A 24,456-nucleotide genomic window follows, 5' to 3' on the forward strand; every position below is an offset into this window, starting at 1 on the left:
CTGCGCCGCCTTTTGTCCTTGGTAAGCCGTCAGTAACAGTAAACCGTCAGTAAACCGTCAGTAAATCGTCAGCAAACCGTCAGCAAACCGTCAGTGAACTGTCCTCAGTCACCAAGCAGGATAGCGGGTAGACGGACTCGCTGAAATCGCAATCAACGGTGCTGACCTCATCAAGAAATACATCATCAAGAAATACATCGTAAGCCGACGCAAAGCAGAGCCGCAGCCTCTAGCTTACGCCCGTCTGGACGAATCGCTGCTCGATGGAAGGCTGTAGAGCTTGGGTCATGGCAACTGTCCCAAAGATTCGGTCTAACTTGCCCAGAGTGCTTGCCCAGAGTGCTTGGCCAGAGCGCTTGGCCAGAGCGCTTGACCTGCGGCTAGCGGCCAAACTGCTTCAGGTATTCCTCTAGCGCCTGGGTAGTGATGTCGGTCATGGAGAGGCCCTTGTCAGTGGCGATCGCCTTCAGCTTTTCATACACCTCATCGCGGATGCCGATGCGGTAGCGGGCCTTGCCGGGGCGGGCGGGTTTGGCGACCTGGCCAGGCTTGTACGTCGCTGCAAACTGACGCAAAGCCTCCAGACCAACGCGGTGGGCAAAATCCCCAAAGCTCTCGTTGGCGTTGCGCTTTTGTTTGAAAAAGACGAACAGCGGCTCTAGCGTTTTTTCCAGATCTTGAATCGGCATCTTGTCCATGTAGACCAGGCCAAGACGAGTCTGGTGCGGATCGGCTCCCAGCCAAAGCTGATAGGCATCGGGCGCTTGGCCAACGAAGCCAATTTCCGCCAGGTAGGGGCGAGCGCAGCCATTGGGGCAGCCCGTCATCCGCACGACGAAATGCTCATCGGGCAAACCTACGCGATCCAGCAGGGCGCGAATCCGCTCCAGCACGGTGGGCAGGGCGCGTTCAGATTCGGCGATCGCCAGCCCGCAGGTGGGCAACGCCGGACAGGCCATGGAATAGCGCACCAGCGTATCGATGTCGGTTTCTGCCTGGATGCCGCAGCGGGTCAGGATGGCTTGAATTTTTGGGCGATCGCCCGGTGCGATGTCGTGCAGCAGAATGTTCTGATGCGGGGTCAGGCGCATGGGCAGCGCGAAGGTTTGCTCAATCTCGCGCAGAGCAGTTTTAAGCTGAAACGCGCCCTCATCCTTGACGCGGCCATTTTCCACCGAAATACCCAAAAACAGTTTGCCATCGCCCTGCTCATGCCAGCCCAGAAAATCCTTATACTCAAACGGCGGCAGGGGCCTCAGCGGTTGCAGCGGCTTGCCCAGATAGCTCTCCACCATGCTGCGAAACTTATCCACGCCCCAGTCGTGAATCAGATACTTCATACGGGCATGGCGGCGCTCAGCGCGATCGCCATAGTCCCGCTGCGTCGCCACGATCGCCTTCACCGCATCGTAAATATCGGCTTTATCGACATAGCCAATCGGGTCAGCCACCCGCGCAAAGGTTTCCTCCTTGTTGTGCGTCCGCCCTAGCCCGCCGCCCGCGTAAATGTTGAAGCCCTCCAGATTACCCTGGTCGTCAGTAATCACCACCAGCCCCAGATCTTGGGAAAACAGATCAACTGAGTTGTCGCCAGGAACGGTCACGCAGGCCTTGAACTTGCGGGGCATGTACTGCGTACCGTAGATCGGCTCTTCGTGGTCGTGAAAGATGGTGCGGTTGCCGTTGCGCTGGCGGGCCGCCACCACGTCGGGATGCTCCTCAGCAGAAATTACCTTTTCGCCATCCAGCCAAATTTCATAATAGGCTCCCGTCTGCGGCGTGAGCAGGTCAGCGATGTTGTTTGCATACTCCCACGCCAGCGCATATTCGGGGCGATCCTTGAACGGGGCGGGTGGGGCCATAACGTTGCGATTCAGATCGCCGCAAGCCCCAAGCGTAGACCCCAGATTGCGGACGATAGTGGCCATCACCGTTTTCAGGTTCTTTTTGAGGATGCCGTGAATCTGGAAGCCTTGCCGCGTTGTCGCCCGCAGCGTGTGGTTGCCATATTGCTCCGAGAGCGTGTCCAGCGCCAGATAAAGCTGGGCAGGAATCATGCCGCCGGGGCTGCGCGTCCGCAGCATAAACTGATAGTCTTTCTCCTGGCCTTTGACCCGGTTGTCGCGGTTGTCTTGCTGATAGGAGCCGTGAAACTTGAGGATCTGCACCGCATCTTCGGTGAAGTGGGTGGTGTCTTGCCGCAGCTCGGTGGCGACGGGTTCCCTCAGCCCGTGGCTGCGCTCTTTGATGCCTTCGACCTTGGAAACTTTGGGAGCGGCGGGTGTGGAAGTAGGAGACATAGACTGGCTGGAGAATGGCGGGTAAATAAGGATCGGCGCGATCGCCAAGGAATTTCGACGCACAGTTGAGAGCTTAACGCTAGATGAGATGCCCTCGGCGAATATTTCCGGTATCCCGATAGGAATTAAGCCCTATTAGTATCTTAAGTCTTATCATCTCATCTCCCACATTTCCAGGCAGAAAAGCAGGGAAAGTCTTCAGAGTCTTTTGTTCAGACTACAGTTCAGATCACAGTTTTGTAGCGTTTTGTAGCCAAGCTTACAATTTACAAGCTGCTTTTCTGAGCAGTCAAAAGCCTTACCACGACTAGACCCTAGCGTGAAGATTTGGCAGCGTACAACGTTGACGAAACAATTTGAAATGAGATATCTTCTCAGTTAAATGATAAGCCAGCCTAATTTAGTGCTTCCAAGATCATTAGTGATTTAGAAAGCACTGGAGCCTAGACAAACAAAAGTTCAGCAAGTCTGCGGTAGCTTTTGAATCTTGTATCAGCTAAGTGGCTGAGTCTGGATTGAGAGCTGACCTAAAGGGGATTTCTACCCTCACGACTTCCGAGCCGATAACGGTTTGTGTGGGCAGTGTCTTAAAACCTTCTAGGTCGTTGATTGCCCTGAGTCGATCCCCCTTGAATCCCCCTGATCTTGCTCAAGGGGGGCTAAAGGGGGGATCAAAAGGTTTTAAAGCACGCCCTAAGTGACGGAGCGGCTGGCTTGGTTGGTGTGTCCTGATTCTCGTCGGTGTTCATCGCTAGTACGTATCGATTGCTGAGATGTGCTGGCCCGCGATCGCTGAGGGAATCTTTTACTTCTAAGAGAGCACCTCTGGTTCGCGAGCTGGCAGGCGTTAACCATGAGGTGAAAAGCATGTTTCTGAAGCAGAAGCATCGTGTTGCTCTGATTTCGGTGGACGGAGATCCGGCGGCTGAGATTGGACAGGAAGAGGCAGGCGGGCAAAATGTCTACGTGCGCCAGGTTGGTGAAACACTGGCCGCGCAGGGTTGGCAGGTAGATATGTTTACGCGCCGCAGCGACCCAGAGCAGCCGATGATCGTGGAACACCAGCCCCATTGCCGGACGATTCGGCTGGTGGCTGGCCCGGCAGAGTTTATGAGCCGCGATGTGCTGTTCGACTATTTGCCGGAGTTTGTTGAGCAGTTTCTCGCCTTTCAAACGCAGGAAGGGGTTGAGTATTCGCTCGTTCACACCCACTACTGGCTCTCGTCGTGGGTGGGGATGCGGCTAAAGCGTCAGATGCCGTCGCTGGTGCAGGTGCATACCTACCACTCGCTGGGCGCAGTGAAGTATCGCACACTGGGCGATTTGCCGCCGATTGGCGCGAAACGCCTGATGGTCGAAAAAGACTGCCTGGAAACGGTGGATTCGGTGGTGGCGACCAGTCCCCAAGAGCGAGAACACATGCGATCGCTCGTCTCCACCCAGGGGCGCATCGACATGATTCCCTGCGGCACGGACATTAGCCGCTTTGGCCAAGTCACCCGCGCCGAAGCCCGCCAGCAGCTCGGCTTTGCTCCCGAAGATAAGATCGTGCTGTATGTGGGGCGATTTGACCCGCGCAAGGGCATCGAAACGCTGGTTCGGGCTGTAGGAGAGTCTGATTTGCGGCATCTGCCCAATCTGAAGCTGGTGATTGGCGGCGGCAGTCGCCCCGGCAAAAGTGATGGACTGGAGCGCGATCGCATTGAAGGCATTGTGCAAGCGCTGGGGTTGACCGCCATAACCCAATTCCCCGGCCGCCTGGGTGACACCAACTTGCATCTCTATTACGCGGCGGCGGATGTGTGCGTGGTGCCCAGCCACTATGAACCCTTTGGCCTGGTGCCCATTGAGGCAATGGCCAGCCATACGCCTGTAGTGGCCAGCAATGTGGGTGGGCTGCAATATACCGTTGTCCCCGAAGTCACAGGGCTGCTGGTGCCGCCCAAAGATGCTGAGGCCTTTGCCAGGGCGATCGCCCGCATCCTCAAAAACCCTGCTTGGCGAGACAAGCTGGGCCATGCGGGTCGCCAGCGCGTAGAACTCGGCTTTAGCTGGGACAGCGTTGCATCGCGCCTGGGGCAACTCTATCTGCAACTCATCGCCAGTGTGGCGGCTGAGGTCGTCCCGATAGAGATGGAGGAAGACGCTCAGGAAGTAGCGGCATAGCGCTGGCATCCCGCCGAATTTGCGCCTCCACAAGACGCTCTCTCGACAGCCTATTGCAGCACCGGGAGAGCGTCTTGTTAGGGAAGCTTGCATGGGAAGCTCGTTTGGGAAACTCTAGCTGGGATAACTCTGGTTGGGGAAGCTTATTTAGGTAACTCTGGTTGGGGAAACTCTGGCGTTGACGAAGGGCGATCGCCCTCCATGCCCCCGCTGCCAGCCCCGTCCCGCCCCAATCCAAAATCCAACAGGACTGACGCACTCGCGATCATCTCTTTGGGTTTTGGACAATTTCTCGCGGGCTGCGCCCGCGAGAAATTGTCTAACTGCGTAAGTCCTATCTAAAATTCTCTTGCGTCAGTGAAACGCATCCAGTACAATCGTCCATCAAGCTGCTCGTTGGTTCCCTTCGACGCAGCCCACTTTCCCCCCGAAATTTTGGTCGTTTAGTCATCTACGGCATTGGCAGGTGTTAGCAGCACCCACCAACGCCTGACCCCTCGACAGTCACCGCCTGTCTCAGGGCTGCGTCCATTGTAGGCCGCCCTGTCCCAGCGCTTCACGTCCGTGGGCGGCCAACATTTCGGGGTTTCCTACCCCCTCGTTTCCTGGAGGAAACCCCAAATGCTGACAATTCAATACACCTGGTCGTCCCCAATCTCGGAGGCGACCCAGTTTTCGCTGCCCCCGCTCACCTGCGAATTGCCCCACCGTCGCCGCCTGCGCCACTACATCATCGGCCTCCCCGAAGACGCGCAGATGGCGATTGACCGTCTGCACCTGCTCCGCTACGCCGAACGCTTCGAGTGGACAAACGCCCTGGATTTCCCACCCCACGGCATCGTCCTCGACGGTCGCCCCGGCGAAGTGCTGCGCTACCTCCACCGTGAAATCCGCAGCAACCCTAGCGCAAACGAGTAAGAACAGATAAGGGCGATTTTGGGTTTTGGGTTTTGGATTTTGGCGGCTTAGAGCTAATTTGTAAAGGAGCCTGAAAGCCTTGTTAATCAAGGATTTCCGAGAAACCGCTTTTCCTGGGCAAGCATGACCTCAAAGCCACACATGCCAAGAGTTTCAGGCTTCTTAAGATTTGCTTCATAAATTAGCTCTTAGTCTGTCAATCCAAAATCCAAAATTCTCAGTCCCAAATTCCTCGATTCCCAATCCAAAATCTAACGAATCTAACGTGCAGAAGGCCCAACCTTGGGTCTTTCCATCCCAACGCCTGCGCTCTCCAGAATGTGGCATTCTGATAGATACTCCAAAAATGCCCCAAAATATTAGATCGACGCAAAATCTAAATTCCCCTGAGTTCAGAGGCAGGACAGAGCAATGGACAATAAGCTGATGTTGATGATTCCCGGCCCGACACCTGTGCCGGAGTCGGTGCTGTTGGCGCTGGCAAAGCACCCGATTGGCCACCGCAGCGGCGAGTTTGGCACGATCATGGCGGAGGTGACTGCGGGGCTAAAGTGGCTGCACCAGACCGAGAACGACGTGCTGATCCTGACGGCCAGCGGCACGGGCGCAATGGAAGCGGGGATCATTAACTTTTTGAGTCCGGGCGATCGCGTGTTGGTGGGCACAAACGGCAAATTTGGCGATCGCTGGGCCCAGCTTGCGGAGGGCTTTGGGCTAAACGTGGAGCGCGTCACCGCCGAATGGGGCAAAGCACTAGACCCCGAAGACTTTCGCACCCGCCTAGAAGCCGACACTGCCAAAGACATCAAGGCTGTCATCGTCACCCACAGCGAAACCTCGACGGGCGTGCTGAACGACCTGGAAACCATCAATCGGCACGTCAAGGCCCACGGGGCGCTGATTATCGTAGATGCTGTCACCAGCCTGGGCGCAACCAACGTGCCCATCGACGAATGGGGGCTGGATGTGGTTGCGTCGGGTTCCCAAAAGGGCTTCATGCTGCCGCCAGGATTGGGCTTTGTTGCGGTTGGCCCCAAAGCCTGGGAAGCCTACGCCACGGCCAAGATTCCCCGCTTTTACCTTGATCTGGGCAAATATCGCAAAGACGCGGCAAAAAACACCACGCCCTTCACGCCACCTGTGAATATGTTCTTTGCGCTGCAAGTGGCGCTGAAAATGATGCAGGCAGAGGGGCTGGAAAATATCTTTGCGCGACACCATCGCCAGATGAACGCCACCCGCGCTGCCATGAAAGCCTTGGGGCTGCCGCTGTTTGCCGCCGATGGCACGTCCAGCCCTGCGATTACTGCCGTGGCTCCGGTGGGCGTAGAGTCCGAGAAAATCCGCTCGGTAATGAAGAAGAAATTCGACATTGCGCTGGCTGGCGGACAGGACGACCTGAAGGGCAAGATTTTCCGCGTGGGGCACTTGGGCTTTGTGTGCGATCGCGACATTTTGACGGCCGTGGGTGCGCTAGAAGCCACGCTGATTGAGTTGGGGTACGACGGCGTAACCCCCGGCGCAGGCGTGGCCGCAGCCGCTAAGATCCTAAATGAAACGGCTTAGGAGCTTTCCTCATGACGCAAACCACGCTAGACGCTCAATCGCTTTTTCGGGCGGCCTACGAGAATCGCTATACCTGGGATGAGCATTTTCCAGGCTTTACGGCTGACGTGACCCTGACTCAGGGCGGCGAAACCTATACAGGCAAGGTGCGGGTAAACGCTGACCTGAGCTATGAGGTCGTCGAACTGTCGGATGAGGCAGTGCGCGAGTCGCTCCAGGGAATGCTCTGGGAAATCGTGACCCACCGCAAGCGCAGCAGCTTTGAGCAGGCCCACGGCAAAAACCGCTTCTCGCTGGGCAACACCGATGAGACGGGTGCGGTTGAAATCCTCGTCAGCGGCGACGCGATGGGGTCAAACTACAAGCTGCGGAACAACGAGATCTGCCAGGTGAGCCGCGTCATGGGGGGTAACGCCTTTGTGATTAACCACCACAGCAGCCTCGACACGGGCGCGGGCTACATCTCGACGGGCTACGACGTGACCTTCCGCAACGCCGAAACGGGTGAAGTTGTGCGCGAGAACCGCGTAGACAGCACCTACGAAAACTTCGGCGGCTATTATCTGCTGACGCGCCAGGTGATTCACTCGACCCAGGGCGATACGCAGACCACGACGGAGTTTACCCTGTCGAACATCGAACTGCTGTAGGGTTCTAGCCGCAGCCCAATTTTTACGCACCCTGTGCCTCGAAGTTGGGCTGCTTGAGTGGGTGCTTGATTCTTGCGTGGGTGCTTGATTTTGGATGTGCGAGTTTGGATTTGCGGCGATGGGTAAAAAACTCCGCCTAATGCGGGTTGTGGGGATTTTCGGAGTAGGAGCGATCGCCCTTTTGTCCTGTTCACCTGCGCTAGCCAGCCTGAGCAAAATCAGCTTTGACCTGTCTCAGGTTTCGCCGGAGGGATTGGTGGGGCCAGCGGATGGAGGGCGATCGCTCCGCTACGAGTTTTGCATTCCCCGCAGCGCCAAGCATCAGGCAGAAGTCCAAGCTCTCAACGTTAACCGCGCCGCCTGCCATATTGCCCAGCGCAGCGGCGCCAAGCATCAGGCAGAAGTCCAAGCTCTCAACCCGGCGATTGAGTTCTATCCCCACAGTCCGGGGCGCATCCGGTGCAGCGCAGCACAAATCCTCTGCATGGGTGAAACCCACAGCCCAAACTGGCGCGAGACGCTCCTAAACTTGGCGCAGTTGGATTATGTGGAGCGCATCGATGAGTTTTATGGGGAGTAGGGTTTTGGATAATGAGCAGGATTTTGGATTTTGGATTGCCGATTTTGAATTGCCAATCCGTTACTCTACAAGTGCATCAGTCCTGCCTAAAGGGCGCATCCCAGTTCTGCAAGTTTGCCTTCATCCCCCAGCCCCTTCTCCCAAAAAGAGAGAAGGGGAGCCGGATTGGAAGTCCCTCTCCCGCTTTGGGAGAGGGATTTAGGGTGAGGGCTACAAAAGTGGGATACACCCTGCCTAAAACCCTTCCTGCTCCAGTTCTTCAATCACCTGAAGCCCACGCGGATCGCCCAGCTTCAGCATCGACAGTTTGGCATCTTCGCGAACACCCATTTCTTCGTCTTCGGCAAACGCCTCGATCAGCGCATCAATCGCTGTGGCATAGACCACATTCGACGGCAACTCGCGGCAAAGCTGACCCACCGACCAGGCACAGTTGCTCCGCACGGCGGCGATCGGGTCGCGGCGCAGCGCTTCGATCAGCGGCGGAATGGCGGCGATGATTTCGTCGTATCCCACAGAGGACATTTGCGCCAGGGCGCTAGCGGCCCACAGGCGGACTGCCGGAATGTCGGTTTTTAGCGCCACTAACAGAGGCTCCAACACGCGGCGATCGCGGCTATTCCCCAGCGCCCACACGATACCCTTTCGCACGTAGCCGTTCCAGTCTTTTTGAAACTGCGCGATCAGTGGCTCCACGGCCTCGCTGCTGGGGTTTCGTCCCAGCGCATAGGCCGCACTCACCCGCACCAGCGGACAAGCTTCACTCAGAAGCCGAATCAGATGCGGCACGGCCCGCGCATCTTCCAATTCGCAAAACGCACGTGCAGCCAGCATTCGCTGCTGAGGTTGGGGCGACTCCAGCAGCGCCAACATTTCATCGGGATCAGGCTTGGGGGCTTCTGTCTCGCTGTCGGACTCGTCGAGCTTGTCTAGCGGACTTTCCAGGTCAAGATCTAGCTCCGCCGCCAGCACAGAAAGGTCGTCATTGTCGTACATATTGTCACTTTACAGCAATGCGGGGCCGGGGTTGGGAGTCGAAACGGGGGGCTTTCTCCCGCCTGCTGACCCACCTCCGATTCTCCAAACTCGGATTACGTTAGAATCGTGCCGCCCATGAGCTTGCGATAGCGATAGGTCAGTTCAGACTTCATCAGCGGCCAGCGATCGAGCGTGGGGTCTTTGGTCATGGCGGTTTCAGCAGCCTCGCGGGCTAGGTTCAGCACGTCCTGATCTTCCACCAAGCTGGCCAGGGCAAAGTCGGGCAATCCCGATTGGCGTGTCCCCAGCACTTCGCCCGGCCCGCGAAAGCGCATGTCCATTTCTGAAATGAAAAAGCCGTCTTGGGACTGCTCCAGCACTTTCAGCCGCTGGCGGGCAGTTTCCGACTTGGTGCTGCTCATTAGCAGGCAAAAGGACTGAGCCGCGCCCCGTCCGACCCGCCCCCGGAGCTGATGAAGCTGCGACAGGCCAAACCGTTCCGCGTGTTCGATCAGCATGACCGTGGCGTTGGGCACATCCACGCCGACCTCCACCACCGTCGTTGAAACCAGAATTTGGGTTTGCCCCTCACGAAATTGAGAAATGGCCTCGTCTTTTTCGGCGGAGGTCATGCGCCCGTGCAGCAGGCCGATTTGAAATTCGGGAAAGATCACATCTCGGAGCCGCTGATACTCCTCAATCGCTGATTTGAGATCCAGCTTTTCCGACTCCTCCACCAGCGGCAGCACGATATAGACCTGCCGACCCTGGGCGATTTCGCGGCGCATGAGGTCGTAGGCGTGCGATCGCTCTTTGGCCGTCAGCACATTGGTCTGAATCGCCTTGCGACCCGGCGGCAGTTCGTCAATCTGGCTCACGTCCAGATCGCCGTGCAGCGTCAGCGCCAGCGTCCGGGGAATCGGCGTGGCGGTCATGGTCAGCACATGGGGATGGTCGCCTTTTTGCTGGAGCCGCGCCCGCTGCTGCACTCCAAAGCGATGCTGCTCGTCGATCACCACCAGCCCCAGGCGCGAGAACTGCACCGGATCTTCGATCAGCGCATGAGTGCCCACCAGCAGCGGCAGTGCGCCCGTGGCCAGGTCGTCGTGAATTTGGCGACGCTTGGCAGCTTTGGTCGATCCGGTCAGCAGTTCTACAGAAAGGTGCAGCGGGTTGAACCAGCCCACCAGTTTGCGATAGTGTTGCTCGGCTAGAACTTCGGTGGGAGCCATCAGCGCCGCCTGAAAGCCCGCCTGGATCGCCGCCAAAATTGCCACCACGGCCACCACCGTTTTCCCAGAACCCACGTCGCCCTGCACCAGGCGATTCATTGGTGCGGTCTGTTGCAGGTCGTTGAGAATGTCGTTGACGACGCGCTGCTGGGCGTTTGTCAGTTGGAATGGCAGGATGTTGTAGAACTCGTCGATGAGCTTGCCCGTCGGCGCGAGGACGGCGCTGGTCTGTTCCTGGCGCTGGGTCTGGCGGCGCTTGAGCAGGCCCAGTTGCAGGTAGAAAAATTCGTCAAACACCAGGCGGCGACGGGCGGCGGCGAGGGATTCGCCCTCTGGTGGAAAGTGAATGTGGGCGATCGCCTCCTGAATGCCCACCAGTCCATACTTTTCGCGCAGGCCGTTGGGCAACGCCTCCTGCAACTGGCTCACAGCAGGCAGCGCCCCCAGCACTGCTTTTCGCACCACGTCTGCCTGCACGCCCTCCGTCAGCGGATACACCGGCACCACGCGCCCCACCTTCATCGACTCGATCGACCCGCCAATATGGTCGATCACCTCGATCTGCGGGTCATCCAGCGTTTTGCCTGCTTTGCCCTGTTTCACCAGTCCCGACGCAGCCACCACTGCCCCTGGCGGATACAGCCGCTTTTGCTGCTCTTGCCAGCCGCGACTGCGAAACCGCGCCCCGGCGTAAAATCGGCTGAGCTTAATTTGCCCGGTGTGGTCGCGCACGGTCATCTCAAAAATGGCCAGCTTGGGGTTGCGCGGACTGTTGAAGACGGTGCAGTTTTTTACTGTGCCAATCAGCGTCACGGTTTCCCCTGGCTCTAGGTCGCGGATATTCACCTGGCGGGCGTAGTCGATGTGGTCGCGGGGGTAGTAGTAAAGCAGGTCGCGAACCGTGTGTAGCCCAAGTTTGGCCAGACGTTCGGCGTTTTTTGCGCCCACCCCAGGGAGATAGGTCACGGACTGGTCAAGCGTCAACCGACTGCTTTTTTCAACCAGAGGAATGGCTTTGGGAACTTTCGTTTTTGGGGCGGTGCGGGTCGGGGTTGCAGCCGTCGCGGCGGTGTTGTCTGAATCTTGGGCGATTCCTTCAGAAACCTTCGCTAACGCCCCTTCAGATTCCTCCGCTTGCGCCCGATCTTCTGCTGAGCGTTTCGTCTGGTACAGCACTCGGCGCGTATCAGCGACGAGATGCTGCCGCTGGGCAAAGGTGAGGTCAGAATAGCGAGAAAACTCACGGGCGATCGCCCGCAGCCGTTCCTGTTCCACAATCGGCAACTCGGTCGGCGGCTCTCGCAGCGTTAGCGCCAAAAACTCGCTAAAGCGGTGCTGGTTGCCCTCCAGGTCATTGAAACCCCGCTCCGCCTCGATTGCCAGTGCCTTTTGCAGTCGCAGCCAGTCCATGCTGGAATTCTAAAGTGAATTATTGGGTTTGGCCAGCCTCAATCTTCGTGCCATGTCGAACGCCACGCCTGCTCTGCCTGGGCGATCGCCCGTTCGCGAGACTTTTTCTCATATTCTTGGCCAAGCTGCTTGAGGCGGGCGTTTAACCCGCGCAGCTTTGAGCGCCAGTTGGCCAACAGCGGCGACCCAAACTCTAGCTCCGACAGCCGCAGGCGAATTGCCACGATTCGAGTAATCGATACCTGATCTGGCTTGTCGCCCTGCGCTTCGATCATCAAGTTCAACAGGTTGGGCAGGCCGAGCGTCGAGTCAGATGCACCCGCCTTGGCCGCCACTTCCATAATCGGTGCCGGGATCTGGTTGGGCAAAATGTTGACCTGGTGCAGCAGGCGATTCGCCGCCTGGGACTGGTCGCGCAGCACTGCGGCAATCCGTCGCTCAATTTTCGCTTGCCACCGCACCAGACTATCTATCGGCGACGGCGCTCGATTGGAACTGGAAGCGCCTTTAGCCTTGGCTTTGGCGGCTGCCTCGGAGGCTGCCCGCGAGAGAGACGCTGCGGCCGCTTCGAGCAGGTCTTCCGGAGAAGCATTCAGCGCATCTGTGATGGCAAGCTCCTGAGTTGAAGAATTAGGGGCATCCTGGGGGCGACTCCCGTAGGGATCGCTTCCCAAATCGCCCGCCGCCACGCCTTCCCTGTTAGATTCCGAATCCTCGCCCAGGTTCTCCGGTGGCTCGTCAAAATACGAATCCTCATAGGAGTCATCGTCGAACTCCACTTCTGTCAGTCCAACCTTCTCGTTTAACGCGGCTCTCAGTTCTTCCGCCTCAGCTTGCGACAGGATCAGCCCCCTAGACTCCTCCGGCGCACCGGGTGCTGGCTCTGCATCAGAGTCCCAGCACTCATCTTCGTCCAGCGCCCGCAACAGGCGATCTTGGGCCGCCTGGGCGACCTGACGGAGCGATCGCTGCAATGCCTCGCGCTGGCTCATCGAAAGGCTCAGAAATGCGTCGGGATAGCCCTGCGTGCAGAGGTGGTAGCTGGCCATGATCAACTGCTGGCGGGTCGTCGTTCCTAGCTCCGTCAGATAGCCGCGATAGACCTGCTCAAATTCTTGCTGCAATTTGGCGATCGCCCCCACCAGCGCCGCCAAATCTTGCTCAATTTGCTCAACCGTTTTTGCCATAGCCGTCCCTCATGCAATGCCAAAAGACTAGAGCATAAAAGCAACTCAGACCTTTCAGCCTGCTGCTTTCACACCCTAGCCTCTTTCAGCGTTCGACAAAGCCTCTTGACAAAGCCTCTCGCCCGAATCGATTAGACGAACAGACAAAGCGCTGGAATCCGAGAAACTGAACTCAAGCTCTCAAAATCCAGCCCTGCTCTGATCCTACTTCTTCTTTTTCTTCTTCTCTTCTTTCACCTCAGCCTTGGGCGCAGCCTTAGGCTCAGCCTTGGGTTCTTCCTTTTGAGCTTCAGCCTTGGGTTCTTCCTTTTGAGCTTCAGCCTTGGGTTCTTCCTTAGCGCCAGTTTGGGCAGCCACTTCTGCGGCGAAGTCGGTCTCCTCCTTCTCAATGCCTTCACCCATCACAAACCGCACAAAGCGGCGTACCTGAATGTTTTCGCCCAGGTTGGCAATCACATTCTTGATATGCTCCTCAACGGTAATGCTCTGGTCTTTGATGTAGGACTGATCCAGCAGCGACAGTTCCTTCAGGCGCTTCTCAATGCGGCCTTCCACAATCTTGGCGCGGACGGCTTCCGGCTTGTTGGACAGGTCATCCTTGCCCGCCTCAATTTCCTTTTCCTTCGCAATCACATCCTCAGGAATATCAGCCACCTTCACGTATTCTACGTTGGGGCTAGCCGCAATCTGCATCGCCACATCGCGCACCAACTGCTGGAACGATTCGTTCCGCGCCACAAAGTCAGTCTGGCAGTTGACCTCAACCAGCACACCAACCCGGCCGCCCGTATGAATATAACTTCCAACTAGGCCCTCTGCCGTCGTCTTGCTCAGCGCTTTTTCCGCTTTGGTGATGCCTCGCTTCCGCAGCCATTCCACCGCTTTTTCAATGTCGCCATCGGATTCTGCAAGGGCTTTTTTGCAATCCAGCATCCCTGCGCCAGTCTTGTCGCGCAGTTCCTTGACGAGCTTTGCCGAAATCTCCGCCATGTTCGTTGAGTCCCCGTGTGCAAGTGGTTGAACTGTTGCTATCCAGGTCTTAGGTTACAGGGATCAGGGGCCAGGTGTCAGGTGCTTGCTCAAGCCCGAACCCGACCTGCTGACTCCTGCTCCCTTCACCCCTAATGCCTAGTTTTCTTCGCCTTCTTCATCGTCTGCGAATTCGGCATCTTCGTAGTCGTACTCTTCTTCAGCGCCCTCGTAGTCGTACTCTTCTTCTGCATCCAACTGGCCGTGGCGACCCTCGTAGATGGCATCCGCTAGACGACCGACGATGAGTTTGATTGAGCGAATCGCATCGTCGTTGGCAGGAATCGGCACGTCTACCAGGTCGGGATCACAGTTGGTATCCAGCAGCGAAACGATGGGAATACCGAGCTTTTGGCACTCCTGCACGGCGTTATATTCCCGGCGCTGGTCAACAATCACCACAACATCGGGAATCTTCCGCATTGCTTTGATGCCGCCCAGATATTTCTGGAGTTTCTCTAGTTCGCGGCGCAGCATCGCGGCTTCCTTCTTGGGAAGCAGGTCAAGCTGCCCCGTCTCTTGGCGACGCTCCAGTTCCTTCAGGCGATCGACGCGGGTTTTAATCGTGGCCCAGTTCGTCAACATGCCGCCCAGCCAGCGCTGGTTTACGAAGTAGGAGCCGCAGCGCAGCGCTTCTTGAGCCACAATGCCCGCAGCCTGACGCTTGGTTCCAATGAACAAAAACTTGCTGCCCTTTTCGGCTTCGGTACGGACGTAGCTGTAAGCTTCATCCATGTACTGGGCAGTCTGCACCAGGTCAATGATGTGTACCCCGTTGCGCGAGGTGTAGATGTAGGGCGACATCTTGGGGTTCCAGCGGCGAGTTTGGTGCCCAAAGTGAACCCCTGACTCAAGCAACTGAGCCAATGAAACAACTGGCATGAATTTAATCTCCTTTCGGGTTATTCCTTCATCCGGGAGCATCCTGAACAGGTGATCAGGGAGAAGCGCAGCGCAACACTAAACCTGCTGCGAATTCTTTGAAAGCCTTGATACCTGGGTCTTCAGAACACCCGAAAGCCCGGATGTGCGAATTTAGACAACTTCTCTAGCGTATCATAGTGATCGCCCACTATGCTCCAGAAAATTTCTGCTCTGCACAGCCGCCGCATTACCCACGCTTCCTACCCTTCGCGGGCTGCCAGTCGTTCCGGCGCTGCGGATTGAGTCGGCAGATTGGCTGCTTTTTCTGCTTTCTCCGAGAGGCTACGCTGCATCGCTTCCACAAACTGACTGACGCGGATCGGGTCGATAGGCTGCTCGATCTGTCCGTGGCGCTTCAGCGAACTGGACACGATCACACCATCTGCTGCCTGGATCAGGCGAGGAATATTTTCCCAACTGGCTCCGCTGCCGATGAATACGGGCGTGTCGCCTGCTGCGGCGCTGGCCAGTTCCAAGTCTTCCAGGCTGGGCGGGCTGCCTGTGGCCCAACCAGACAGAATCACCGCATCCGCCAATCCCCGCTCGATCGTTTCCTGCACAGCAGTCGTTAGGTTGGGCGACCCTAGCGGGCGGGCGTGTTTCACCAGCACGTCGGCAAAAATCTTGACCTCGCTGCCCAGTTCGCGGCGATAGCGCAATAGCTCGTGGGCGCGACCTTCGATTAATCCCTGATCGGTCGCCATCACGCCCGTCAGCACGTTGACCCGGATAAAGTGGGCGCGGGTGCAGGTGGCGATCGCCATTGCGCTTCGAGCGTCGTTCCGCAGCACGTTCACGCCGATCGGCAGCGTCACCAGGTTCATCAGCCGTTGCACCACTAGGCTCATGGCGCTGACCACTGCGGGATCAACAGAGTCCTTTGTAAAGGGCGCATCAAAAAAGTTTTCAACGATTAGCCCATCCACGCCGCCGGATGCCAGCGCGGTTGCTTCCTGCTCGGCCCGCGCAATGACGGCTTTGAGGCTGTTTCCCCAACGTGGCGATGTGGGCAGTGGCAACAGATGCACAACCCCAATCACCGGATGCTTTGTTTTGAAAATCTGCGTTAAGTCCACGCGGCTAGATAATTGACGAAGCCAGTTCTAAAACGTTCGCTATGGGTTGGCGATAGAAAAGTCGCTTAAATCCCTGACTAATCTACGAGTTGGCGAACCTGCTGAGCAACGAGCGAACTGCACACAGTCCACCCGCATACGTTCAACTTTACAGCAACAAGGGCACGATGACGGCAACCCCAAGGCCGCTGAGAATTGTCTACACTGGAAGCTGATCAGTACGCAGTTGCAGATGACCATCCTCCGCCAAGTACGAGATCGAAGTCAGGTTTAGCAAGTCAGGTTCAGCAAGTCAGGTTCAGCATAGATTCAGCCCCAGAGTTCCGATAGCCTTCCGACAGAGACTCGTGGGTCTGGTTCAGTAGATCTGGCTAATGTGTCTGGCATTACCACAAGATGTCGTCTGACTCTATCTTTTGATAGGTATTTTGATGAAGCGTGCCTGAAATGTATAGTTATGTAATGTTTTAGGCTATAGTAGGGATCAGTTTAGATTAGTGCGATTGCGTTTAACGGTATTCCCCACACCTCAATTATGTTACGAGGCTGCGTAGCTTGAAAGGGCTGGGGATGAAGGCGGTGAGGATTTCACTGTAACGGGCGATCGCTGCATATTCGTTCTGTTTACCGCTTAACTTCCGTTCAACCCGCACATTACCCAAGTTTTGAATGAGCATTAAGCCAGTTATTGCAGTTTCTCACCTAGGCTGTGAGAAGAATCGAATCGACACGGAGCATATGCTGGGGCTGCTAGTGCAGTCTGGCTATCAGGTTGATTCCAACGAAGAGTTAGCCGATTACGTCATCGTCAACACCTGTAGCTTTATCCAGGCGGCCCGCGAAGAGTCGGTGCGAACTCTGGTCGAGCTAGCTGAGGCTAACAAGAAGATTGTAATTACAGGCTGCATGGCGCAGCACTTCCAGAAAGAACTGCTGGACGAGATCCCCGAAGCGGTAGCAGTGGTGGGCACTGGGGACTACCACAAGATTGTGGAGGTGATTCAGCGAGCGGAGGCGGGTGAGCGGGTTCAGGAAGTGTCTGCGGAGCCAGTTTACATCGCAGATGAAACCACGCCCCGCTATCGCACAACCACTGAAGGCGTAGCCTATCTCCGCATCGCCGAGGGCTGCGACTATCGCTGTGCGTTTTGCATTATTCCTCACCTGCGCGGCAACCAGCGATCGCGCTCGATCGAGTCCATCGTCGCCGAAGCGAAACAGCTCGCGGTTGAGGGCGTTCAGGAAATTATCCTGATTTCCCAGATCACCACCAACTATGGCGTGGATCTGTACGGCGAACCCCGGCTGGCGGAACTGCTGCGGGCGCTGGGTGAGGTGGAAGTGCCCTGGATTCGGATGCACTACGCCTACCCGACAGGGCTGACCCCCAAGGTGATCGCGGCGATTCAAGAAACGCCCAACGTGCTGCCCTATCTAGATTTGCCGTTGCAGCATTCCCATCCGGAGGTGCTGCGGGCGATGAATCGTCCCTGGCAGGGTCAGGTCAACGACGGCATCATCGAGCGGATTAAAACCGCAATCCCCGATGCCGTGCTGCGAACCACGTTTATCGTCGGCTTCCCTGGCGAAACGGAGGAGCATTTTCAGCACCTGCTGGCGTTTGTGCAGCGGCACGAGTTTGACCATGTGGGGGTGTTTACCTTTTCTGCTGAAGAGGGAACCCCCGCCTTTAACCTGCCTAACCAACTGCCGCAAGCCGTGATGGATGACCGGCGCGATCGCCTCATGCAGGTGCAGCAGCCGATTTCCCTGCGGCGCAACCAGGCTCAGGTAGGGCGTGTGGTAGACGTTCTCATCGAACAGGAAAATCCCGAAACAAACGAACTGGTAGGGCGATCGGCCCGCTTCTCTCCCGAAGTGGACGGGCTGGTCTATGTCCAAGGCGATGCTCGGCTGGGATCAATGGCCACGGTAGAAATCACCGGAGCCGACGTGTATGACCTCTACGGGCAGATTGCCGATGCCCGCACCCAACTCAGAGGCGCGCTCAGCCGTGTCTCAGCAAACTGAACTCTTTAAGGAGAACTAATGACGCTTTCATTCACTAGTCTGGGTTTGTCTGAGGCGCGGGCGCGCCATCTAGAAAAAGCTGGATTTACCGCACCAACACCGATTCAGGCGCAGGCAATTCCCCATCTGCTGTCGGGGCGCGACGTGGTGGGTCTGGCCCAGACAGGAACGGGCAAAACGGCGGCCTTTTCGCTGCCCATTTTGGAACAAATTGATGTCAACAACAACGCGGTGCAGGCGCTCATCCTAACGCCGACCCGCGAGCTAGCGATCCAGGTCTATCAGTCGATTCGGACACTGACGGACGATCGCCGCCTGAAAATTTTGCCGACCTACGGCGGACAGTCCATCGATCTGCAAATCAACCGCCTCCAGCGGGGCGTGCAAATTATCGTGGGCACGCCCGGTCGCGTGCTGGACTTGCTGAAGCGAGGCGACCTGAAGTTGAACAAGCTGGGCTGGCTGGTGCTGGATGAAGCCGATGAGATGCTGAACATGGGCTTTATTCAAGACGTGGAAAAAATCCTGAGCCAGTCGCCTCCAGAGCGGCAGACCGCGTTTTTCTCTGCCACGATGGATCCGTCGATTCGCGAACTGGCGGCCAAGTTTTTGCGATCGCCCGTCACCGTCAGCATCGAGCAGCCCAAGGCCGCCCCGACGCGGATTAATCAGGTGGTGTACATGGTGCCGCGGGGTTGGACGAAAGCCCGCGCCCTCCAGCCCATTTTGGAACTGGAAGATCCCGAATCGGCACTGATCTTCGTCCGCACGCGCAAAGCCGCCGCAGACCTGACCCGCCAACTGCAAGCCGCCGGGCACAGCGTCGATGAGTATCATGGCGACCTCAGCCAGTCTCAGCGGGAACGGCTGCTACTGCGCTTCCGGCAGCGTCAGGTGCGCTGGGTAGTGGCGACAGACATTGCCGCTCGCGGTCTGCATGTGGACGATTTGAGCCATGTGATCAACTACGACCTGCCCGACAGCGTGGAAAGCTACGTCCACCGGATTGGTCGCACGGGTCGTGCGGGCAAAGAGGGCACGGCGATTACGCTGATTCAGCCGCTAGACAAGCGCAAGCTGCGGGACATTGAGCGGCACATCCGCCAGCAGTTGCAAGCGGGCACAATCCCGACCCGCGCCCAGATCGAAGCCCGCTATCTGGAGAAGCTCCAGGGGCAACTGCGGGAAGCGCTGGTGGGCGATCGCCTCGCCTCCTTCCTGCCGATTGTGACGCAATTGAGTGAGGAGTACGACATGCGGGCGATCGCCGCTGCGGCCTTGCAGATGGCCTACGACCAGACGCGCCCCGCTTGGATGCGTGGCGACCATGCCTACTCCGACGACTTGCCCGTGGAAGAGAGTCGTCCTCGCAGCGACTATAGCAGCGGGCCCAAGCCGAAGCCCATCAAGCGCTCCAAAACGTCGGTCAATGAGTAGGCTGCCTGCGCTGACTGTCGCCTAGTCGCCTACTAGCGGTCGGTCAGCGCCAGATTCTTTGAGTGGCTCCAATAGCTCTACGGGCTTCTTCAAGCTTCTTCGAGAAGGCAGCCGGGGCAATCCAAGCCCGTCACCAAAAACTTTAGAGAACTTTTAGGGTGAGATGAGTAAATTTCGTCTTGCCCGGTTCTTCATATTTACGAAAACGGATAAAATCGCGCTTAGCGGCTTTTTTGGGTGTTTTGGTGTTTCTGTTGGCGTTTCGTCTGAACGTTCCATCTGAAAAAGATTCAAGGGCAAGGTGGCTCAGGTTCAAATTTCTCGACAGCAGCTTTTTGCAGAGGGGGTTCTCCACCAGTTTCTCAGCGTAGAATCTGACACGGCGATCGCCCAAGTCATCCGCACCATGAGCGAAACCCGCAGCAGCTTTGCGCTGGTGCTTCGGGCAGGGCAACTAGTAGGAATCTTTACCGAACGAGATGTGGTGCGGGCGATCGCCAGGGGTTCGCTCCAGCCCGCCGAGGCGATCGCCACTGTGATGGTGTCTCCCGTAATCACGCTGGCTGAAACAGACCTGGATGACTTGCTAGCAGTGCTGCAAATCTTTCGGCAACACCAAATTCGCCACTTGCCCATTCTTGGCAGCCAGGGCGAAGTGCTAGGAGTCATGACCCCGAATTCGATTCGCAATCTGCTCCAGCCCAGCGACCTGCTGAAATTTCGCCAGGTGTCGGATGTCATGGTTAGCCGCGTGGTCTCGGCTCTGCCCAGCACCTCCGTCACAGATCTGGCCCACCAAATGACGCAGCATCGGGTGAGTTGTGTGGTGATTGTGCCGACCTTGCCCCAATTGCCCGACGCACCCGAAAACCAGGCTGCCAAATCCGATCTGACCGACGGTTCCCAGGGCGATGTCGCTCCCCTGGGCATTGTGACAGAGCAAGACATTGTGCGATTCCAGGCAGACGGACTGAACCTTGCCCAGACCTACGCGGGGGAAGTGATGAGTACACCCCTGCTGCAAACCAGCCCGCAGCAATCCCTGTGGAGCGCCTATCAGCAAATGCAGGAGAACCGGATTCGGCGGCTGGTGGTGGTGGGTAGCCGGGGAGAACTGGTGGGGATTTTGACGCAAACCAGCGTTGTTCACATGCTCGATCCGCTGGAACTGTGCGAGGTGATTCGGGCGCTGCAATCGACCGTCACCCAAAAGAACGACGCATTGCACCAGGAAATTCGGCGGCGACAAGCGCTGACCGATGCCCTCGCCAGCAGCGAGGCCTTGCTCAGAGAAGCCCAGGCGCTCACGCACATGGGTAGCTGGGAACTAGATGTAGCGACTCAGACCGTCACTTGGTCTACCGAAGTGTTTCACGTTTTTGGGCTTGATCCCACGCAGCCCGCTCCGACCTTGGCAGAAAATGAGCAGCAATATCACCCAGAAGATCGGCCCCGGCTACGGCGGATTTTGTCAAAGGCGATCGCTACTGGGCAGCCCTTTCGGTTTCAGGCCCGCATTATCCGGCCCGACGGCTCAATTCGTCATATCGAAGCCCGCGGCCGGGCCCGACAGTCCTCAGATGGCACCGTGACCAAGCTATTTGGCACGGCCCAAGACATTACCGAGCAAAAACAGCTTGAGCAATTGCTGCGATCGCAGGTGCAGCAGCAGCGACTCCTGGCCTCTATGACCCAGCGCATCCGCCAATCGCTGGATTTAGATGCGATTCTCAGCACAACGGTTCATGAAGTCCGGCAGTTCTTTCAAGTTGACCGGGTGCTAATTGGGCAGTTTGGTGAAGACTGGCGCTGCGGCATCGCGGTCGAGTCCGTTGAGCCAGGACGTTCCCCAATGCTAGGCGCTAACATCACTCCGGAGCCAGGGGAAGATTGGCTCAAGTTTTATGTTCGGGGTCATGCCAAAGCGATTGATTGTCTGGAGCGAGCAAACCTCTCTGCGGAGGCGATCGCCTACTGGCGGCAATTTCAGGTGCAGGCAGCGCTGACGGTGGGGCTATTGCAGGGCGATCGCCTCTGGGGGCTGCTTTCGGTGCAGCAGTGCCATCAGCCGCGCACCTGGGAACGTGCCGAAATCGACCTGATCCAGCAGCTTGCTTCCCAGGTGGGCATTGCGATCCAGCAGTCGGAGCTATATCGCCAGTTGCAGTATGCCAACCAGGAGCTAGCCTACTTGGCAACCCACGATCAGCTTACTCGCGTTGCCAATCGCCGCTATCTCGACGACTATCTCCAGCAGGAGTGGAACCGGGCCGCCCGTGAGGGCACGCCGCTGTCGCTGGTGCTGTGTGATGTGGATTATTTCAAGCAATACAACGACACCCACGGACATTTAGCAGGGGATGAGTGTCTGATGGAGATTGCCACTGCGATTGGGCGGGCCTTGCACCGTCCGGCAGATTTTGTGGCTCGCTATGGCGGCGAAGAATTTGCCATCGTGCTGCCCAACACAAACCGTTTGGGCGCGGTGCGCGTGGTGCAGCGGATTCAGAAGGAACTCCGAAACCTCACGAGCCTACCGCCCTCCCCCGTCACTCGCACCCCGTCCACCCTCAGCTTTGGCATCGTCAGCGTCATTCCGTCGTCCCTCAGTTCGCCGCTAAAGCTGCTCGACCAGTCCGACCGGGCGTTGTATCGGGCTAAAGCCCAGGGGCGCAATCGCTATTGTATGGACTAGGGGACTTGTATGGACTAAGAGATCTTGGGTTTTGGATTTTGCCCTAGCCTCTGGCCGCTTAGAGCTAATTTGTAAAGGAGCCTGAAAGCCTTGTTAATCAACTTTAGTTTGGACTAATGGTGAAGAGGAAGGCAGTCAATGAGAAGCACCGACTGCCGTAAGGTCAATGAAGTACAACCAACATTGACCCCATGATTTTCAACGAACTTCAGCAATTTCGCCAAACGTTGTATGCCAGCTTGGGAAACGCCAGAGATGCCCTGTTTGATCTGATGGATGCCGTGTTAGTGAGTGCGTGCATCGTGTCGTTTGTGAGGCTATCGCAGAGTCCTGTCTTTCGTCGCCAGTGGTCGAGCACCTATGAAGCGTTGCGCGATAGCCGCCTACCCCGATCAAAGGTGCTGAAGCTGTTGGTGCAGCAGATACCGACTCAGCAGCAACCGTTGTTGGCAGGTGATGCGAGTCGGTGGAACCGTCCTGCTGCCAGGCGTTTGAAAGACCGCACCTTATCAGGCAGAACAGGACATGCCCCGATAGCCGGACAAAACTACAGTACCTTAGCCTGGATTGCTGAAGACAGGGGCAGTTGGGCATTACCATTGCGGCATGAGCGCATCACCAGCTTTGAAACACCCGCCAGTAAAGCGGCATTCCAACTCAAACAAGTGACTCGGCAGTTAGCGGTGCGTCCGTTGGCGATCTACGACCGAGGGTACGGCAATGCCAGTTTTGTCAACCAAACGGCAGGGATTGAGGCAGACTTGCTGCTGCGGGTTACATCCAATCGATGTGTCTATGGCGCGCCCCCAGCGTATCGAGGGCGAGGCGCACCTGCCAAGCATGGACATAAGATGAAACTCAATGACCCTGACACTTGGAGTGTCCCGGTCGAAACCGTTGAAGTCGATGATCCCAACTGGGGACGAGTGCGGGTCAGTCGTTGGAGTGCATACCATTTCCGCAAATCCCCCAAACGGGCAATGGAAGTGTTGCGCGTGGAGGTGCTGGAGACACAGAGCAGCACGCGACGCTTGGCTCCTTTGTGGTTAGTTTGGCTGGGTGAGCAGATGCCTCCGTTAGAAACCCTGTGGTTGCACTACCTCCGTCGCTTTGCCATTGAACACTGGTATCGCTTTGCCAAGCAGAGGCTATATTGGACACATCCCCAGTTCAGTTCTGTATCGGCAACCGAACAGTGGAGCAGCCTGATGCCGTTGCTCAGTTGGCAGTTGTGGTTAGCGCGAAAGGACTGTACTGACCACCCCTTGCCCTGGCAGGCACCGCAAGAAACGTTGACTCCGGGTCGGGTCGCACAAGCGTTTGCAGGCATTTTGGCAGCGATTGGCACCCCTGCTCCTGCGCCTAAACCTCGTGGTAAATCGCCAGGACGAGGCAAGGGGCACAAGCCAACTCCTCGTCCCTGCTATCCGATGGTCAAAAAACGAGCCTCGAAACGCAAGACATCCGAACAATCCCTGAACAGTCCGGTTGCAACAGCAGCTTAACTGCGAGCAGGATTGTATCCAATTCCTTAAGTTCAACTGTTATGAACGGTTGAGCAGATTCTTTATGGCATCCTGTTGAGCATTATTGTGATGCCAGTTAGTCCAAACTAAAGTTCCTGACATACTGCTTGTTTTGTTTGCCTCTGTAGAGCTTGTCATCCAGCCTTGGAGGAAGCTGGTCGAATGCTACAGTGCTAACAAAAAGACCCGCCCTCTAGCAAGCGCAAAATCCCCACCTGTGGATAAGGTAGGGACGACTGAACCTCAGAAAACTGAATTCCAGGAAAATTACTAACTAAAAAATACCGCCATACGCTAGCAGTCAAAGTATTTTGTGACTGGCCGGCTTTTGAAAGCTACAGATGCTTTTCAAGCGTGCTGGCGAGGGTCGTCTTGGGAACCGCGCCGACCACCATGTCTACACGCTGACCGCCCTTGAAAATCATCAGCGTGGGGATGCTGCGGATGCCATACTGAGTGGCAACGCTGGGGTTCTCGTCGGTATTCACTTTTACGACCTTTACCTGTCCCGCGTATTGCTCGGCAATCTCATCGACTACAGGAGCAACCATCCGGCAGGGGCCACACCAAGGGGCCCAGAAATCTACCAGAACGGGGACATCGCTATCAAGAACTTCTTGCTTAAAAGTGGAATCTGTAACTTGTGCGGCTGCTGACATGCCTAATAAGTCCTTCGCCTTCAATGTCAATGGAAATCTTACCACAGCGAACTCGTCTGCTTCAGCAGCCAGAGTCTTAATAGTGAGTTACA

General features: G+C 56.9%; 17 protein-coding genes. 9 read left to right on the forward strand and 8 right to left on the reverse strand.

The window, feature by feature from the left end; translation table 11 throughout:
- Positions 1-380: 380 nt before the first annotated feature.
- Positions 381-2,300: a sulfite reductase, ferredoxin dependent gene (gene sir, locus HPC62_RS22340; RefSeq protein WP_172358585.1), complete on the reverse strand. Its 1,920-nt coding sequence runs from the start codon at positions 2,298-2,300 to the stop codon at positions 381-383.
- 867 nt (positions 2,301-3,167) lie between these two features.
- Here sir and HPC62_RS22345 point away from each other — a divergent pair.
- From HPC62_RS22345 to HPC62_RS22365, 5 genes are all read left to right on the forward strand, one after another.
- Positions 3,168-4,466, forward strand: a complete 1,299-nt coding sequence (locus HPC62_RS22345; protein WP_172358586.1) for a glycosyltransferase family 4 protein — start codon at positions 3,168-3,170, stop codon at positions 4,464-4,466.
- A 621-nt stretch (positions 4,467-5,087) separates the two neighbouring features.
- Positions 5,088-5,384: a hypothetical protein gene (locus HPC62_RS22350; RefSeq protein ID WP_225910587.1), complete on the forward strand. Its 297-nt coding sequence runs from the start codon at positions 5,088-5,090 to the stop codon at positions 5,382-5,384.
- Between the two features lie 411 nt (positions 5,385-5,795).
- Entirely contained in the window at positions 5,796-6,950 is a 1,155-nt protein-coding gene (locus tag HPC62_RS22355; protein WP_172358587.1) for a pyridoxal-phosphate-dependent aminotransferase family protein, read from the forward strand.
- Positions 6,951-6,961: 11 nt separating this feature from the next.
- Positions 6,962-7,600, forward strand: coding sequence for a DUF3386 domain-containing protein (locus tag HPC62_RS22360; RefSeq protein WP_172358588.1), 639 nt, complete (start codon positions 6,962-6,964; stop codon positions 7,598-7,600).
- Positions 7,601-7,718: 118 nt separating this feature from the next.
- Entirely contained in the window at positions 7,719-8,180 is a 462-nt protein-coding gene (locus tag HPC62_RS22365) for a hypothetical protein (protein ID WP_172358589.1), read from the forward strand.
- A 234-nt stretch (positions 8,181-8,414) separates the two neighbouring features.
- On the opposite strand, the gene HPC62_RS22370 is transcribed toward HPC62_RS22365, so the two are convergent.
- The 6 genes from HPC62_RS22370 to btpA all read right to left on the reverse strand — a co-directional run bounded on the left by HPC62_RS22370 (position 8,415) and on the right by btpA (position 16,016).
- Entirely contained in the window at positions 8,415-9,176 is a 762-nt protein-coding gene (locus HPC62_RS22370; RefSeq protein WP_172358590.1) for a HEAT repeat domain-containing protein, read from the reverse strand.
- Between the two features lie 95 nt (positions 9,177-9,271).
- Entirely contained in the window at positions 9,272-11,800 is a 2,529-nt protein-coding gene (gene recG / locus HPC62_RS22375) for an ATP-dependent DNA helicase RecG (RefSeq protein ID WP_172358591.1), read from the reverse strand.
- Between the two features lie 38 nt (positions 11,801-11,838).
- Complete coding sequence (locus HPC62_RS22380; protein ID WP_172358592.1) at positions 11,839-12,987, reverse strand: hypothetical protein; 1,149 nt, start codon at positions 12,985-12,987, stop codon at positions 11,839-11,841.
- Positions 12,988-13,191: 204 nt separating this feature from the next.
- On the reverse strand, positions 13,192-13,977 hold the full coding sequence (tsf, locus tag HPC62_RS22385; RefSeq protein ID WP_172358593.1) for a translation elongation factor Ts: 786 nt from the start codon (positions 13,975-13,977) through the stop codon (positions 13,192-13,194).
- A 138-nt stretch (positions 13,978-14,115) separates the two neighbouring features.
- A complete protein-coding gene (rpsB, locus tag HPC62_RS22390; protein ID WP_172358594.1) occupies positions 14,116-14,898 on the reverse strand; it encodes a 30S ribosomal protein S2 in 783 nt (260 codons plus the stop codon).
- A 242-nt stretch (positions 14,899-15,140) separates the two neighbouring features.
- Positions 15,141-16,016, reverse strand: coding sequence for a photosystem I biogenesis protein BtpA (gene btpA, locus HPC62_RS22395; RefSeq protein ID WP_172358595.1), 876 nt, complete (start codon positions 16,014-16,016; stop codon positions 15,141-15,143).
- A 669-nt stretch (positions 16,017-16,685) separates the two neighbouring features.
- Between btpA and rimO the strand changes: the two genes are divergently transcribed.
- The 4 genes from rimO to HPC62_RS22415 all read left to right on the forward strand — a co-directional run bounded on the left by rimO (position 16,686) and on the right by HPC62_RS22415 (position 23,684).
- The gene (rimO, locus tag HPC62_RS22400) at positions 16,686-18,047 is read left to right on the forward strand and encodes a 30S ribosomal protein S12 methylthiotransferase RimO (RefSeq protein WP_172358596.1); all 1,362 of its coding nucleotides are present in this window, start codon (positions 16,686-16,688) and stop codon (positions 18,045-18,047) included.
- Positions 18,048-18,065: 18 nt separating this feature from the next.
- Positions 18,066-19,484 (forward strand): DEAD/DEAH box helicase, encoded by a 1,419-nt coding sequence (locus tag HPC62_RS22405; protein ID WP_172358597.1) that lies wholly within the window; start codon positions 18,066-18,068, stop codon positions 19,482-19,484.
- Between the two features lie 301 nt (positions 19,485-19,785).
- On the forward strand, positions 19,786-22,179 hold the full coding sequence (locus HPC62_RS22410) for a diguanylate cyclase domain-containing protein (protein ID WP_172358598.1): 2,394 nt from the start codon (positions 19,786-19,788) through the stop codon (positions 22,177-22,179).
- Between the two features lie 191 nt (positions 22,180-22,370).
- Positions 22,371-23,684: an NF041680 family putative transposase gene (locus HPC62_RS22415; RefSeq protein ID WP_172353244.1), complete on the forward strand. Its 1,314-nt coding sequence runs from the start codon at positions 22,371-22,373 to the stop codon at positions 23,682-23,684.
- Between the two features lie 356 nt (positions 23,685-24,040).
- On the opposite strand, the gene trxA is transcribed toward HPC62_RS22415, so the two are convergent.
- Positions 24,041-24,364, reverse strand: a complete 324-nt coding sequence (trxA, locus tag HPC62_RS22420) for a thioredoxin (protein WP_068516004.1) — start codon at positions 24,362-24,364, stop codon at positions 24,041-24,043.
- Positions 24,365-24,456 lie beyond the last annotated feature (92 nt).

The sequence above is a fragment of the Thermoleptolyngbya sichuanensis A183 genome, assembly GCF_013177315.1.
Lineage (GTDB): Bacteria > Cyanobacteriota > Cyanobacteriia > Elainellales > Elainellaceae > Thermoleptolyngbya > Thermoleptolyngbya sichuanensis.